11 protein-coding genes and 1 pseudogene are annotated in these 15,028 nt (G+C 71.0%); 11 read left to right on the forward strand and 1 reads right to left on the reverse strand.

Annotated elements, in window-relative coordinates; genetic code table 11:
- Positions 1-40: 40 nt before the first annotated feature.
- Positions 41-1,441, reverse strand: a complete 1,401-nt coding sequence (locus ACWGKQ_RS35950) for an alpha/beta hydrolase-fold protein (RefSeq protein ID WP_453296228.1) — start codon at positions 1,439-1,441, stop codon at positions 41-43.
- Between the two features lie 946 nt (positions 1,442-2,387).
- On the opposite strand from ACWGKQ_RS35950, the gene ACWGKQ_RS35955 reads away from it, so the two are divergent.
- From ACWGKQ_RS35955 to ACWGKQ_RS36005, 11 genes and pseudogenes are all read left to right on the forward strand, one after another.
- Positions 2,388-3,512 (forward strand): ABC transporter substrate-binding protein, encoded by a 1,125-nt coding sequence (locus tag ACWGKQ_RS35955; protein ID WP_453296229.1) that lies wholly within the window; start codon positions 2,388-2,390, stop codon positions 3,510-3,512.
- On the forward strand, positions 3,509-4,291 hold the full coding sequence (locus ACWGKQ_RS35960) for an ATP-binding cassette domain-containing protein (protein WP_453296230.1): 783 nt from the start codon (positions 3,509-3,511) through the stop codon (positions 4,289-4,291). The genes ACWGKQ_RS35955 and ACWGKQ_RS35960 overlap by 4 nt, the downstream gene beginning before the upstream one ends.
- Positions 4,288-5,547, forward strand: coding sequence for a sugar ABC transporter permease (locus tag ACWGKQ_RS35965; RefSeq protein WP_453296231.1), 1,260 nt, complete (start codon positions 4,288-4,290; stop codon positions 5,545-5,547). Before ACWGKQ_RS35960 ends, ACWGKQ_RS35965 begins: the two co-directional genes overlap by 4 nt.
- 40 nt (positions 5,548-5,587) lie before the next feature.
- Positions 5,588-6,652: pseudogene (locus tag ACWGKQ_RS35970) on the forward strand (LacI family DNA-binding transcriptional regulator); the annotation flags it as partial.
- A 50-nt stretch (positions 6,653-6,702) separates the two neighbouring features.
- Complete coding sequence (locus tag ACWGKQ_RS35975) at positions 6,703-7,707, forward strand: sugar phosphate isomerase/epimerase family protein (RefSeq protein ID WP_453296232.1); 1,005 nt, start codon at positions 6,703-6,705, stop codon at positions 7,705-7,707.
- Between the two features lie 43 nt (positions 7,708-7,750).
- Positions 7,751-9,184: an aldehyde dehydrogenase family protein gene (locus ACWGKQ_RS35980; RefSeq protein WP_453296233.1), complete on the forward strand. Its 1,434-nt coding sequence runs from the start codon at positions 7,751-7,753 to the stop codon at positions 9,182-9,184.
- A 55-nt stretch (positions 9,185-9,239) separates the two neighbouring features.
- Complete coding sequence (gene iolD, locus ACWGKQ_RS35985; RefSeq protein ID WP_453296234.1) at positions 9,240-11,207, forward strand: 3D-(3,5/4)-trihydroxycyclohexane-1,2-dione acylhydrolase (decyclizing); 1,968 nt, start codon at positions 9,240-9,242, stop codon at positions 11,205-11,207.
- Positions 11,204-12,013 carry an HpcH/HpaI aldolase family protein gene (locus ACWGKQ_RS35990; RefSeq protein WP_453296235.1) on the forward strand — a complete coding sequence of 270 codons (810 nt, stop codon included), beginning with the start codon at positions 11,204-11,206 and terminating at the stop codon, positions 12,011-12,013. Before iolD ends, ACWGKQ_RS35990 begins: the two co-directional genes overlap by 4 nt.
- A gap of 25 nt (positions 12,014-12,038) precedes the next feature.
- Positions 12,039-13,298, forward strand: coding sequence for a Gfo/Idh/MocA family protein (locus tag ACWGKQ_RS35995; protein WP_453296236.1), 1,260 nt, complete (start codon positions 12,039-12,041; stop codon positions 13,296-13,298).
- On the forward strand, positions 13,291-14,250 hold the full coding sequence (locus ACWGKQ_RS36000) for an NAD(P)-dependent oxidoreductase (protein ID WP_453296237.1): 960 nt from the start codon (positions 13,291-13,293) through the stop codon (positions 14,248-14,250). Before ACWGKQ_RS35995 ends, ACWGKQ_RS36000 begins: the two co-directional genes overlap by 8 nt.
- Positions 14,247-15,023, forward strand: coding sequence for an SDR family oxidoreductase (locus ACWGKQ_RS36005; RefSeq protein ID WP_453296238.1), 777 nt, complete (start codon positions 14,247-14,249; stop codon positions 15,021-15,023). The genes ACWGKQ_RS36000 and ACWGKQ_RS36005 overlap by 4 nt, the downstream gene beginning before the upstream one ends.
- Positions 15,024-15,028: the final 5 nt, after the last annotated feature.

Here is a 15,028-nt window from a genome sequence, read left to right on the forward strand (position 1 = left end):
GGGCCGTGTCGGCACCGGACCCGCCCCTTGCGGCGGTGTCCTACTTGGACTGCCGCATGATCCAGTCCCGGACGCCCGGGATGGTGTACGCGATGCGCCAGGTACCCATGTGGGCGCTGGTGCCGGAGTCGGCCGTGACGGTCGTGCCGGTGAGGAAGGAGGCGTAGTTGACCGGCGCCTTCTGGGCCTTCAGGTTGCGGACGTCCGCGGCGAACTGGGGGGCGGTGGACTGGCCGTCCCACACCGCGGTGGCGACCTGGGTGCCCGCGTCCTCGATGGCGGCGGTGATGGCGTTCTCACCGGGGTAGGCCTTGTCGTCGTCCTGGGAGACGATGATCCACAGCTTCTTGTCGGCCAGCGGTGCGACCTGTTCGGCGGGCCACTGGCCGGCGACGATGAACGCGGCCGCGAACAGGTCCGGGTACCTGATGTTCAGACCCAGCGACATCATCGCGCCCATCGACTGGCCGGTCGTGTAGCGGCGGTTCTCGTCGATGGAGTACTGCTCGGTCACGGCCTGGACGAGGTTGGCCGTGGCGTCGAACAGCGTCGAGGGTTCGTAGTCGTCGTCGATGACCACGGCGCCGTACTCGGGGGCGAGGACGAAACTCTCGTGCCTGGCCTGGTCCTCGGCACTGGCCCAGCACACCGCTCCCAGGCCCTGGACCAGCGGACCCTCGGTGGCGACGTTGACGACGCTCGCGTCGTGCATGAACAGCACGAGCGGGTAGCGCTTGCGGGGGTTGTACCCCTTCGGGATGAAGAGGTTGTACTTCAGGGTCTGGCCGGTGGCGGGGTCGTCGAAGGTGAACTGCTGGAAGTCGTCCACGATCAGGTTCGTCACGGCGCTGGTCGTCACCGTGGTGCCGGTGGCCGGGAGGCCGGCGCCGTGCGTCGTGGTGACGGTGTCCTTCTGGACGATCGAGGCCGAGGCCGCCACGATCGTGCCGCCCGGCGTGGTGTCGCCGACCTTCGGTCCGCCGCCCCCCGGGGCGCCGCCGGTGCCGCTCGAGTCGCTCGGGCTGGGACTGGGGGAGCCCGTCGACGTGCCGCCCCCGGTGCCGCCACCGCCCTGCTGCGTCACCCACAGCGCCGCCGCTTCGTCGTCGGGCGAGAGTTCGACGATGACGAACCGGCCGTCCCTTCCCCGCTCGGCCAGTTCGGCCGCCCGGTTCGCGTAGACCTTGGTGACCGTCCGGCCGGTGACGGCGAACGTGGACGTCGAGAGGGTGGAGCCGTCGATGTCACGGTCGTACTCGACGGCCACGGCGATGAGCTTCTGACCGTCTCCGAACACCTTCGTGATCGCGGTCGCCGCTCGGACGTGGCCGGCCGTGGAAGCCGTCTCGTTCGGTTCGGCCGCGGCGCCGAGAGTCGCCCCGCCCACAATCGCCACGGCCCCGGCCGCTGCGGCTCCCGCGATGAACGTACGCCTCTCCACCAAAGCAGACTCCTTTGTCAGTGGCGACTGATCGCCACAATTCATCGGCCCGCGCAGACCGCCCGGACAACGTCCGCAACGCTAAGAAGTCCTGCTCGGAAAACGCTGTGTAAATTTCGGCCACACAGCTCCGGTGCCCCGCATTTTTCACAGGTTACGCAGATATTTCCTGGTCATGCCGTCGCTTCGTGGCGTGCAAACTCAGCTTTCACGAGGTGTACTAGGCATCCCTCGGCATTGGCCGCACCATCTGGTTCACCGCTGCCACCGAACCCAAAGGGTGCGGTGTGTTCCATCCCTCAGGGTTCCGTCGGCGCCGCCCTAGCGCACCGCCGTGCCGTACGAGGTGACGGACCCGTTCCGCGCCAAGGACCGGTGAACACCGCCGTGGCATGAATCACCGATATTCGGCATCGGTTCGGTACCGCCGCTCTAAGTTCTTCGGACATGCCTGCGGGGGTCTTCGGCGATGCAATCGATACGGCGCGAGACACCTCTTGTTTCAGTATGCACGGGTCTGGAACTCCGACTTCTGATCCGGTGCCGTCGGCGGCCGAGGAGAGGATCAGGCCATCTCGCGGTGCACGGGGTTCATCGGCAGGGGGATGAATCCTCTTGCCTGACATCCTCTCCCGGTCCAAGGTCGCGATCCGCCCGGCGATGACCGCCCTCACGACCCGGCGGCCCGGGCGCGCCCCAGCCGTGTGTCCGAACCGAGACATCCGCCCCACGGCCTCCGCTGCGGGAGCGGCCGAGGGTGCGACTCGTCGGTAAGTGTCAGCGGACGTGCGCTTCTTGCGCCACACCCCGTGTCCAGGCCGCGCACCGTTGTGCAAACGATATCTCGATGTCGCCATCTTCTTTGGCTCAAAGTGTTGACCCGGCAGAAACCTCGGTGCAAAGGTTTGCGCACTCTGAGGGCCGGATTCACGAAGGAGTGCCATCCATGCGCCGTTTGCCCTGTTCACGAAGACTTGCCGTACGCCTGGCCGCCCTTCCGGCGGCGGCCCTGCTGGTCGCCGCCTGCGGTTCCGGCGGGGGCAGTGGCACCGCGAGTGGCGGCAAGACCGTCTACATGCTGCTGCCCAACACCACGACCGTGCGCTTCACCACTCAGGACGGCCCCGACTTCAAGGCCGCGATGAAGAAGGCCATGCCGGACGCAAAGGTCGTCATCCAGAACGCCGAGAACGACCCGCAGAAGCAGGTCCAGCAGGTCGAGACCGCCATCTCGGGCGGCGCGTCCGCGATCGTGCTGGTCGCCGCCGACCCCTACATCGCGGGCGGCGCGCTCCAGAAGGCGTCCGTCGCCAAGGTCCCCGTGCTGCTCTACGACCACGACGCCCGTGGCGGCCCGGCGGCGGCGCAGGTCGTCTTCAACTCGCTGTCGGTCGGCCAGAACCAGGGCCAGGACGCCGCCAAGGTGCTCGCCGGCGGCACCACCGCCAAGCCCAAGGTCATCGCCCGCATCTACGGCAACCAGGGCGACTACGGCACGACCCAGTACAAGAAGGGCCAGGACCAGTACATCGAGCCGCTGGTGAAGGCCGGCAAGGTCAAGGTCGCCTGCGAGACCTACACGCCCAACTGGGACCCGGCCAAGGCGCAGTCCGAGATGGAGCAGTGCCTGACCAAGACCAACAACAAGATCGACGCCGTCGTCGTGATGAACGACGGCACCGCCGGCGGTTCCATCGCCGCGCTCAAGGCCCAGTCGCTGACCGGCAAGGTACCGGTGATCGGCGGCCAGGACGCCGACCTCCAGGCGGTCCAGTACATCCTGCTCGGCTACCAGTACGGCACCGTCTACAAGCCGTTCAAGCTGCAGGCCGCCAAGGCCGCCGAACTGACGGTGCAGCTGCTCAAGAACGGCAAGATCGACAAGAGCGAGGTCGACGGCTACGTGGACAACGGCTTCATGAAGCCCGGTGTCCCGGCGGCCTTCCTCCCCGTACAGGACCTGCACGCCGACACGGTCGCCACGCTCGTCAAGGACGGCGTCTGGACCTGGAAGCAGATCTGCACGGGTCCCACCGCCGCCACGGCGACCTGCAAGAAGGAAATGGGATGAGCAAGGAAACGGCCGCCGTGACCACGGCGGCCCCGCTCCTCGAACTCCGCCAGGTGGTCAAGCTCTTCGGTGGCGTGCACGCCCTGGAGGGCATCGACCTCACCGTCGGCCACGGCGAGATCGTGGCCGTGGTCGGCGACAACGGAGCGGGCAAGTCGACCCTGATGAAGATCATCTCCGGGCTTCAGCCCGCCGACGGTGGCGAGATCCGTTTCGACGGCAAGCCGGTCGAACTGCGCCGCCCGGTCGATTCCACGGCGCTCGGCATCGAGACCGTCTACCAGGACCTCGCTCTCTGCGACAACCTCGACACCGTCCAGAACCTCTTCCTCGGCCGGGAGGAGACCGGCCCCCTGCTGCGCGGCGCGCGCCTGCGCCGCGCGGACATGGAACACCGGGCGCAGGAGACCATCCGCCGCCTGGGAGCGAAGATCCCCTCCCTGCGCACTCCGGTCGGCCGTCTCTCGGGCGGCCAGCGGCAGTCCATCGCCGTCTGCCGCTCCACCCTCTCCGACCCGCGGCTCGTCCTGATGGACGAACCGACAGCGGCGCTCGGCGTCGAGCAGAGCACCGGCGTACTCAACCTGATCCGCCGACTGCGCGCCGAGCACGGTTGCGCGATCGTGCTGATCTCGCACGCCCTGCGTGACGTCCTGGAGATCGCCGACCGCATCGTCGTCCTGCGCCTGGGCAACAAGGTCGCCGAGTTCGACAACAGCGAACGGACCACCAACTCGGACCAGCTCGTCGCCGCCATCACAGGAATCTCGGCCCAATGACCACATCGAACCAGTCGCCCGCGGCCGTCGCCGCCACTTCCTCTTCTTCCTCCCCGCCGCCCGTCGCGCGCGTCGAGGGCCGCCAGTCCCGCCGCCGGCAGGCGCTCGACGCCATCGCCGGACGGTACCGCTTCGTCCCCGTCGTCCTCATGCTGGCCGTGATCTGGGCCTTCTTCACCGCCCAGGACAGCGCGTTCATGGGCAACCGCAACATCACCAACCTGCTGGTGCAGATCGTCGTCACCGCGACGATCGCCCTGGGCATCGTCTTCGTCCTGCTGCTCGCCGAGATCGACCTCTCGGTCGCCGCCAACAGCGGAGCGGCGGCGGCACTCACCGCGATCCTCGTGGTCAACCACGACTGGCCCGCCTGGCTCGGCCTGCTGGCCGGGATCGCGGCCGGAGCGGCGATCGGCCTGATCCAGGGAGCCGTGGTCACCCAGTTCGGGGTGCCGTCCTTCGTCGTCACCCTGGGCGCCCAGCTCATGCTGCTCGGCGCGATCCTGGTCCTGCTGCCCGGCGGCACCGGGCAGGTCAGCCTCTTCGGCACCGGCATCGCCACGCTGTCCAGCACCTTCCTGTCACCCGCCCTGGGGTGGACACTCACGGCCGTAGGCATCATCGCCTTCGTCCTGCTGCGCCTGCTGGCTGTGGGGGAGTCCCGGCGCCGGGGCATCGACATCAGCGTGGTGCGTGAGGTGGTCGTCCCCGGCATCCTGGTCGGCGCCGCCAGTGTCACCGCCGTGGCCGTGCTCAACAGCTATCTCGGGGTGCCCCTCCCCGTGGTGATCCTGTTCGCGCTGCTCGCCGTGTTCAGCTACGTCACCACACAGACCCGCTTCGGCCTGCACCTCTACGCCGTCGGCGCCAACCCGGACGCCGCCCGTCGGGCCGGCATCCCGGTGGCCCGGGCCAAGATGATCGCCTTCAGCCTGGCGGGTGCGCTGGCCGCGCTCGGCGGCATCCTCGCCGCCTCACGCCTGCTCGGGGTGTCGGCCTCCTCCGGCACCGGCACGGTGCTGCTGGAGTCCATCGCCGCGGCGGTGATCGGCGGGACGAGTCTGTTCGGCGGCCGCGGCAGTGTCTGGGACGCCCTGCTCGGCGCGCTGGTGATCGGTTCCATCTCCAACGGCCTCGACCTGATCGGTGCGGAGACCGTGGTCAAGTACGTCGCCGAGGGATCCATCCTCGTCCTCGCGGCGACTGTGGATTCGATCCTGACGCGTGGCAGTGTCTTCGCCCGAGCGACCAAATAGCGTCGGCTCGCCGCAGAGACCGCCCTTGTAAGGAGCCCCGATGCCTTCCAGCCAGGACCAGACACCCGGTCCGGTCGATCCGTCCCGCCGACGCCGTCCCACCCTGACCGACGTCGCCGCGATGGCCGGAGTGTCCGTGTCCACGGTCAGCCGGGCGCTGGACGGCAACCCCCGCATCCCGGCCGACACGCAGCGGAAGGTCGTCGAGGCGGCGACCGCGCTGGGCTTCCGGCGCAACATCTCGGCGCGGTCCCTGCGCACCCAGTCCTCCATGCTCGTCGGCGTCGTCGTCCCCGACATCGCCATCGCCTTCTACGCCGCGGTGCTCAAGTCGGCCCAGAACGTGCTGGAAGCCGCCGGCTACCAGGTCGTCGTGATGAACACCGAGCGCGACGCCCAGCACGAGACCGCCGCCCTGCGCACCCTCCAGGACCGCCAGGTCGACGGACTGCTGGTCGCCACCAGCGGCGGCTACGTTCCGGACCGGGGACCGGTCGTCTTCTTCGACCACGTCATCCGGGACACCGGCCTGGGCTACGTCAGCCCGGACAACGTCGGGGGCATGGCCACCCTCGTGGAACACCTGGCGGTCGTCCACGGCCACACCAAGATCGCCTTCCTGGGCGTGCCGCCCGGTCCGACCGACCGGATCCTGCGCCTGGAGAACGCACCCGCCACGGAACGGCTGGAGGCCTTCCGCAACGAAATGGGCGGGCGGCGGCTGCCGGTGCCCCCGGAGTACCTGGCCTACGGCGACCACGAGTGGACCGAGGCCAGCGCGCAACAGGCGGTGGCCGAGCTCATGCGGGCGGACGATCCGCCGACCGCCGTCATCGCGGCAGGCGACACCCTCGCCCTCGGCGCACTCCGTCAGCTGCGCGCCGACCGGTACCGGGTCGGCACCGAGATCGCCCTGGTCTCCTTCGACGACCCGGTCTCCAGCGACCTGCTCGACCCGCCGATGACCGCCCTGCGCCGGCACGACCGCGAACTCGGCGAAATCAGCGCGCGGATGCTGCTGGACGCCCTTGAGGTCCGCAAGTCCGGCGGTGCACCGAAGACCGAGCACCCCACCGCGACGCGGGTGCCACTCGACCTGATCGTCCGGCGCAGCTGCGGCTGCGCACCGGAAACGCCTGAATCGGAGCCTCCACCATGAGCCGACGCCCCGTCACGCTCTTCACCGGCCAATGGGCCGACATGCCGATCGAGGAACTCGCCCGGAAGGCAGACGAATGGGGCTACGACGGCCTCGAACTGGCCTGCTGGGGCGACCACTTCGACGTTCGCCAAGCCGTCACCGACCCCGGGTACGTCAAGCGGCAGCGCGCCCTCCTGGAGCGCCACGGCCTCGGGGTCTGGGCGATCTCCAACCATCTGACCGGCCAGGCCGTCTGCGACGTCCCCCTCGACCACCGGCACCGTGACGTGCTGCCGCCCCACGTGTGGGGCGACGGCGAACCCGAGGGGGTGCGGGCCAGGGCCGCGGCCGAGATGGCCGACACCGCGCGGGCCGCCGCCGCACTGGGCGTCACCCGGGTGAACGGCTTCACCGGCTCCAGCATCTGGTACATGCTGGCAGGCTTCCCGCCCGTCTCGGCTCAGACCATCGACGCGGGCTTCGACGACTTCGTGGCGCGCTGGACCCCGATCCTGGACGTCTTCCAGGCCGAGGGCGTCGTCTTCGGCCTGGAGATCCACCCCGCGGAGATCGCCTACGACTACTGGACCACCGAGCGCACCCTCGCCGCCATGCAACACCCGGCGTTCGGCATCAACTTCGACCCCAGCCATCTGCACTGGCAGCAGGTCGACCCGGTCGCCTTCCTGGAGGGCCACGGCGACCGCGTGACCCACGTCCACTGCAAGGACGCCACCCGCCGCCTCAACGGCCGCAACGGCATCATCGCCTCCCACCTCCCCTTCGGCGACCCCCGGCGCGGCTGGGACTTCCGCACCGTCGGACGCGGCGGCATCGACTGGGAGGAGATCATGCGCGCACTCAACCGCCTCGGCTACGACGGCCCGCTCTCCGTCGAGTGGGAGGACGTCGGCCTGGACCGGGAGACCGCCGCGCCGGAGGCGCTGCGCTTCGTCCGCTCGGTCGCCGCGGAAGCCTCCGACCGGCAGTTCGACGCCGCGTTCAGCACCAACCGCTGAGCCCTCATCTCTCGTAAGTAACCCCTGTGGATTGGTAGTTGTCATGGTGGACATGCTGATCGGCGGTACCTGGACGCCCGCGCTCTCGGGCGCGGCCGAGGAAGTGACCTCGCCGTTCGACGGCGCGGCCGTGGGGGTCGTACCCGTGGCCGGAGTGAAGGACGTGGAGGCCGCGCTGGCGGCGGCCGAGGCGGGCGCGGCCGTCTGGCGCGCGACACCCGCCCACGAGCGGATGCGGATTCTCTTCGACGCGGCCAAACTCGCCGACCGGCGGGCCGCGGAGACAGCACGACTGATCAGTGCCGAGACCGGAAAGACGATCACCGAGGCGACCGGCGAGGCGGGCCGCTCCGGCGACATCATCCGGCTGGCCGCCTTCGAGGGCGCCCACCTCTACGGCGACACGCTGCCGCTGGACGCCAACCGGGGCACCGGCCACGACAAGATCGGGTTCACCGTCCGCCAGCCCTGCGGAGTGGTCGTCGCCATCACCCCGTTCAACTACCCCGCGCTCCTGGTACTTCACAAGCTCGCACCCGCGCTCGCCGCCGGCAACGCGGTCGTGCTCAAGCCCGCCCGTACGACACCGCTGACCGCGCTCGCGCTCGCCGCGTGCTTCGTCGACGCGGGCCTGCCGGACGGCGTCCTCTCCGTACTGACGGGGCCGGGCGGGGTGCTCGGCGACGCACTGGTCTCGGACCCCCGGGTGCGCAAGGTCTCCTTCACCGGCTCGACCTCGACCGGCGAGCACATCACCCGCAGGGCGGGCGTGAAGAAACTGTCCCTTGAACTGGGCGCCTCCTGCCCGGTGGTGATACTCCCGGACGCCGACATCGAGGCCGCGGCGAGCGCCGTCGCCCTCGGCGGCTACATCAACGCCGGCCAGGTCTGCATCTCCGTGCAACGCGTCATCACCCACCCCGCGATCAGCGGCGACTTCCTGGACGCGCTGGTGCCCAAGGTCGAAGCCATCCGCACCGGCGACCCCGCGTCGGCGGACACCGGGATCGGCACGCTGATCACTCAGCAGGAGGCGGAACGCGTCAGCGCGTCCATCGCCGACGCCGTCTCGGGCGGCGCCCGGCTGCTGACCGGCGGTGAGCGGGACGGCGCGGTCATCACGCCCGCGGTGGTCGCGGACGTGGCACCCGGCTCGCCGTTCAGCCAGGACGAACTGTTCGGCCCCGCCGTCGCCGTCAGTACCGCCGAGGACTGGCAGTCGGCGATCGCCCAGGCCAACGGCACCGCGTACGGACTGGGCGCGGGCATCTTCACCAGCGACGTCAGCGGCGCCGTCCGGGCCATCCGGGAGATCGACGCGGGCACCGTGCACATCAACTGGACCCCCCTGTGGCGCGCCGACCTGATGCCCTACGGCGGGCTCAAGGGCAGCGGCATCGGCAAGGAGGGCCCGCGCGCCGCGGTCGAGGAGATGACCGAGGCCAAGACCGTCGTCCTGCACGGCCGCCCCTGGTGAACACCCCCTGTTCGTGTCCCTCGTACAGCGTCGTACAGAAGGAAGGAAGCTCCTCGTGAGTGCGTCCCGCCCCGAGCCCACGACCCGGCTGACCGTGGCCCAGGCCGTCGTCTCCTATCTCTCCCACCAGTACAGCGACGCCGACGGTGAACGGCGGCGGCTCATCCCGGCCACCTGCGGCATCTTCGGCCACGGCAACGTCGCGGGGCTCGGGCAGGCGCTCGACCAGTTCTCGGACCGGATGCCGTTCGTCCAGGGCCGCAACGAACAGGCCCTCGTCCACCTGGCCACCGGCTACGCCAAGCACGCCCGGCGCCACGCCACCCTCGCCGTCACCGCCTCGATCGGTCCCGGCGCGCTGAACATGGTCACCGGCGCCGGCCTGGCCACCGTCAACCGGCTGCCGGTGCTGCTGCTGCCCGGCGACAGCTACGCGACACGCCGGCAGGGCCCGGTGCTCCAGCAGCTCCAGCACCCCAGCGAGGCCGATGTCTCCGTCAACGACGCGTTCCGCCCTGTGGCCCGCTTCTTCGACCGCATCACCCGGCCCGAGCAGTTGCTGACGGCCCTTCCGGCGGCGATGCGGGTGCTGACCGACCCCGCCCACACCGGCGCCGTCGTCCTCTCCCTCCCGCAGGACGTGCAGTCGCACGCGTACGACTTCCCCACCGCCCTCTTCCGCGACACGGTCTGGCGGATCCGCCGCCCGGCCGCCGACCCCGACGAGGTGGCACAGGTCGCGCAGCTGCTCGCCGAGGCCCGGCGACCGCTGATCATCGCGGGCGGCGGCGTCATCTACTCCGGCGCCACACCCGAGTTGGAGCGGCTGGCCGAACTCGCGGGCGTCCCGGTCGTCGAGACCTTCGGCGGCAAGGGCGCGGTGCAGCGGCGTGCCTGGTGGCAGCTCGGCGGCATCGGGCTGGAAGGCACCCCGGCGGTCAACGAGCTGGCACGGGAAGCCGACCTCGTCCTCACCGTGGGCTCCCGGCTGACCGACTTCGCCACCGCCTCGCACTCGCTCTTCCAGCACCCCGACGTACGCTTCGCCAGCATCAACCTGGACATCCAGGACGCGGGCCGGCTGGGCGCCGTCGGCATCGTGGCCGACGCCAAGCGGGCGCTGACCGCGCTCGCCGACGAGGTCGAGGCCCGGCGGATCACCGCCCCCGCCGCCTGGCGGGAGAGTGTCAAAGCCGCGCACGCCCGGTGGGTCCCGGTACGCGCCCAGGCCATCGACCCGGGCCTGCCGTTCGACAAGAGCGCGGTGCCCGCCGACTCCGACGTGGTCACCGACACGGACGCGGTGCTGACCCAGGGCCAGCTCATCGGACTGCTCCAGGAGCACGCCCGGCCCGGCGACACCGTCATCGCCGCCGCCGGAGGACCGCCCGGCGACCTGCAGAAGGTCTGGGACGCCACCGAAGGACGCCACTGCCACCTGGAGTTCGGCTTCTCCTGCATGGGCTACGAGCTGCCCGCCGCGATCGGCGTCCGGCTCGCCGAACCCCGGCCGGAGGCCCGCGTCACCACCTTCATCGGTGACGGCACCTTCCTGATGGCGCCCACCGAACTGGTCACCGCCGCACAGGAACGCGCCGCCGTCACCATCGTTATCGCCGAGAACCACGGCTACCAGGTCATCCACCGCCTCCAGATGGGCCGCACCGGCGCCGAGTTCGGCAACGAGTTCCGCTACCGCAGCGGTGCCCTGGACCTCACCGACGGCAAGCCCGCCCGGCTGGAGAGCGACTACCTCGACGTCGACCTGGTGAGCGTCGCGGCCGGGCTGGGCGCGCACGCCGTCCGGGCCACCACCGCCGACCAGGTCGCCGAAGCCCTCGACTCCACCCGGGGGCACCAGGGCCCGGTGGTCATCGTCGTCCCCGTCGTCCCGCACGCCGACCTTCCCGGCGCAGGTGTCTGGTGGGACGTAGCCCCCGCCGAGGTCGCCGAGCAGCCGACCGTGGCCGCACTGCGGGCCGAGTACGAGGCCGGACTCGCCGACCAGAGGTGGTTCGGATGACCTCCTCGCCACTGGACCGCTCGCCGCTGGACCGTTCGCCACTGGACCACGGCCGCCTGCGCCGACGGCTGGCCGCCGGGGACCCGACCGTGGGTACTTTCATCGGCGCCGCCGCCCCCGTCGTCGGCGAGGTCTGCGCCGCCGCCGGAGTCGACTGGCTGCTGCTCGACCTGGAGCACGGCGCGGGCGGCGAGGAACAGGTACGAGCCCTCGTCCCGGCCGCCGCCGCATACGGGGTGCCGACCGTCGTCCGCGTCGAGTCCGCGGCACGCATCCGCATCGGGCGGGTGCTCGACCTGGGCGCGGCCGGCGTGATGCTGCCCCGCCTGGACAGCGCGCACGAGGTCGCCGCCGCGCTGCGGCACCTGCGCTATCCGCCGGCCGGCGACCGGGGCGTGGCCACCTACAACCGGGCCTGCCGCTTCGGACTCGATCCCGCGGCACTGGACCGCGAGGCGGACCGGCCCCTCGGCGTGGTGCAGATCGAGTCGGCCGCCGCCCTGGACGACGTCGACAAGATCGCCGCACTGGACGGCGCCGACGTGCTCTTCGTCGGCCCCCGCGACCTCAGCCACGACCTCGGCGTCCCCGGACAGTTCACCGCGCCCGTCTACACAGCCGCACTGGACAAGGTCCGCGCCGCCGCCGCGGCACACGGCAAGGCGTGCGGCCTGCTGGTGAACGACGGGGCCGCGGCGGCCGCCCGGATCGCCGAAGGCTGGACCTTCGTCGCCATCGGCTCCGACTCCACGTTGCTCGCCGCAGCCGTCACCGCCCACCTGAACCAGGCACGCACCGCGTCCTGACCCTGAACCCCCCTGGAGCACAACCATGATCAACGGCAACGAATCCGACGGCTCCGAGGACGCGGCAACGCTCGGTGTGGGCCTGATCAGCGTCGGCTGGATGGGCAGGCTGCACACCCGCGCCTACCAGGCCATACCCGTCGTCTACCCCGAACTCGGCCTGCGCCCGAGACTCGTGCACGCCGCCGACACCGCACCCGACCGCGCCGCCTACGCCCGCGACGTGCTCGGCTACGCCCGAGCCTCCGCCGACTACCGCGAGGTCCTCGCCGACCCCGAGGTCGACGTGGTCTCCATCTGCGGGCCCAACCACGTGCACCGCGAGATCGCGGTCGCCGCCGCCGAGGCGGGCAAGCCGTTCTGGATCGAGAAGCCGGTCGGACGCGGCGTCGCCGAGACCGCCGCGGTCGCCGCCGCCGCGCGGGCGGCCGGTGTCGAGACCTCGGTCGGCTACAACTACCGTGGCGCACCGGCGGTCGAGCGCATCCGCGAACTGGTCGCGGACGGCACGCTCGGCCGGATCACCAACGTCCGCTCCGTCTTCTACTGCGGTTACGCGGCCGAGCCCAAGGGCGCGCTCTCCTGGCGCTTCCGCCGCGAGTTCGCCGGCAGCGGCGCACTCGGCGACCTGCTCAGCCATGTCGTCGACCTCGTCCAGTACGTCGTCGGACCGATCCGCGAGGCCAGCTCGCTGCTCTCCACCGTGTACACCGAGCGGCCCGTCCTGCCCATGGGCTCCGGTACGCACTTCGCGGTCATCGAGGACGGCGAGATGGCGCCGGTCGAGAACGACGACCACGTCGCCGCGCTGGTCCGCTTCGCCGACGGCCCGCACACCACCGGCACGGTCGGCACCCTGGAAGCGTCCCGGGTCATCGTCGGCCCGCAGTGCGGACTCGCCATCGAGGTCTACGGCACCGAGGGCTCCGCGTCCTGGAACTTCGAGCAGCTCAACGAGTTGCAACTGTGCCTCGGGCGCGGCGGACCCAACGTCGGCTACACCAGGGTCCTCGCCAACGGCTCCATGGGCGACTACGCGCGGTTCCAGCCCGGACCGGCCAACAGCATGGGATTCGACGACCTCAAGGTGATCGAGGCCAAGAAGTTCCTCACCGCGCTGGCCCGCGGCGAACAGCGCAACGCGACCATCTACGACGCCCACCAGGACGCCGAGGTCCTCGCCGCCGTCGCCGCCTCGGCCGAGGACGGACGCTGGCACTCCGTCAGCACCGTCCCCGACGCCGCCTACGGACGCAAGACGCACGCCGAGGCGACCCATGCCTGATCCCACCGTCGTCGCGCTCGGCAGTGTCGACCCCGCGCTGGTGCAGGGGCCACTGCGGGGGCAGGCCGCCTTCGTGCCCCACCCGGGGCCGGACGACCTGGCCGCGGCCGTCGGCGCGATCGTCCGTGCCGACGCCGTGGTCGACCGGGACACACTGGACCGGATGCCCCACTGCCGGGTGCTGGCCCGCACCGGGGTCGGCGTGGACCTGGTGGACGTGGCCGAGGCGACCGCGCGCGGCATCGCGGTGGTGATCACCCCGGACAGCGGCTCCCGTGCCGTCGCCGAGGGCGTCCTGGGCATGGCCCTGCACCTGGTCAAACGCTTCGGACCGCTGAACCGGCTGGTGCGGGAAGGACAGTGGGCACGGCGCGCCGAGATCCCCGTCGGCGACCTGTGCGGCGCGACCATCGGCATCGTCGGCTTCGGCCGCATCGGGCGCCGGGTCGGCGCTCTCGCGGAGGCCTTCGGGATGCGGGTGCTCGCCCACGACCCGTTCGCCACGCCGCCGGACGCGGTCACCTGCCCCGATCTGAGCGAACTGGCCGCGCACAGCGACGTCATCACCCTGCACGTGCCGCTCTCGGACACCACCCGCCACCTGGTGGACCGCCGGTTCCTGACGGCGATCACGCCGGGGGCGGTGCTGGTGAACTGCGGTCGCGGCGGGCTGGTGGATCTCGACGCCGTACGGGACGCGCTCGTCGCGGGTCGGCTGTCCGGTGTCGGCCTGGACGTCTACGATCCAGAGCCGCCCGCCCACCATCCGCTCTTCGACCACCCCGACGTACTGCTCACCCCGCACCTGATGGGCATGAGCATCCGCGCCGAAGCCGCGACCTACGCCGACGCGGCCCGAGGCGTCGCCGACGTGCTGGCCGGACGTCGTCCGGCCGCGCTTGCCAACCCCGAGTGGATGCCCACCGGTCGTTCCGAGGAGAGATCGAGATGACACTGCTGGACGACAAGGTCGTGCTGGTCAGCGGGGGCAGCCAGGGAGTCGGCGCCGCCGTCGTCCGAGCCGCGGCCCGCGAGGGGGCGGCGGTTGTCTTCACCGGCCGCCGTGCCGAGCCCGGCGAGGCGCTGGCCGCGGAACTCGGCGCCATGGGAGTGCAGGCCGCCTTCGTCGAGACCGACGTCGCCGACGTGGCGCAGGCCAAGGCGTCGGTGGCCGCCACGGTCAGCCGGTTCGGGCGGGTGGACTGCCTGGTCAACTCTGCGGGCCTGACCTCACGCGGTTCGCTGCTCGACACCACGCCGGAGCTGTTCGACGCGCACATCGCCGTCAACCTGCGCGCGCCGTTCTTCCTGATGCAGGGCGCCGTCGCCGACATGCTCTCCCGGCACGCCCCCGGGACGATCGTCAACATCATCTCCACCTCGGAGCACTGCGGCCAGCCCTTCCTGACGCCGTACTCGACCGCCAAGGCGGGCCTGGCCGGGCTCACCCGCAACGCCGCGCACGCCCACCGCTTCGACCGCATCCGCATCAACGGGCTGAACATCGGGTGGACGGACACCGAAGGCGAGGACGCCACCCAGCGCGCCTTCCACGGTGCCGGGGACGACTGGCGGGTGCAGGCCGGCAAGAGCCTGCCCATGGGGCGTCTAGGCCGGGCGGACGAAATCGCCGACTTCGTGGTCTTCCTGCTCTCTGAGCGTAGCGGGGTGGTCACCGGGTCCGTGATCGACTGGGACCAGAACGTGATCGGCGCCATCGACTGAAAGGA

The organism is Streptomyces sp. NPDC054770, from assembly GCF_053611985.1.

Coding starts and splice junctions, on each gene's coding strand:
- ACWGKQ_RS35955 (WP_453296229.1), top strand. CDS start 2,388: ATGCGCCGTTTGCCCTGTTCACGAAGACTTGCCGTACGCCTGGCCGCC.
- ACWGKQ_RS35960 (WP_453296230.1), top strand. CDS start 3,509: ATGAGCAAGGAAACGGCCGCCGTGACCACGGCGGCCCCGCTCCTCGAA.
- ACWGKQ_RS35965 (WP_453296231.1), top strand. CDS start 4,288: ATGACCACATCGAACCAGTCGCCCGCGGCCGTCGCCGCCACTTCCTCT.
- ACWGKQ_RS35975 (WP_453296232.1), top strand. CDS start 6,703: ATGAGCCGACGCCCCGTCACGCTCTTCACCGGCCAATGGGCCGACATG.
- ACWGKQ_RS35980 (WP_453296233.1), top strand. CDS start 7,751: ATGGTGGACATGCTGATCGGCGGTACCTGGACGCCCGCGCTCTCGGGC.
- ACWGKQ_RS35990 (WP_453296235.1), top strand. CDS start 11,204: ATGACCTCCTCGCCACTGGACCGCTCGCCGCTGGACCGTTCGCCACTG.
- ACWGKQ_RS35995 (WP_453296236.1), top strand. CDS start 12,039: ATGATCAACGGCAACGAATCCGACGGCTCCGAGGACGCGGCAACGCTC.
- ACWGKQ_RS36000 (WP_453296237.1), top strand. CDS start 13,291: ATGCCTGATCCCACCGTCGTCGCGCTCGGCAGTGTCGACCCCGCGCTG.
- ACWGKQ_RS36005 (WP_453296238.1), top strand. CDS start 14,247: ATGACACTGCTGGACGACAAGGTCGTGCTGGTCAGCGGGGGCAGCCAG.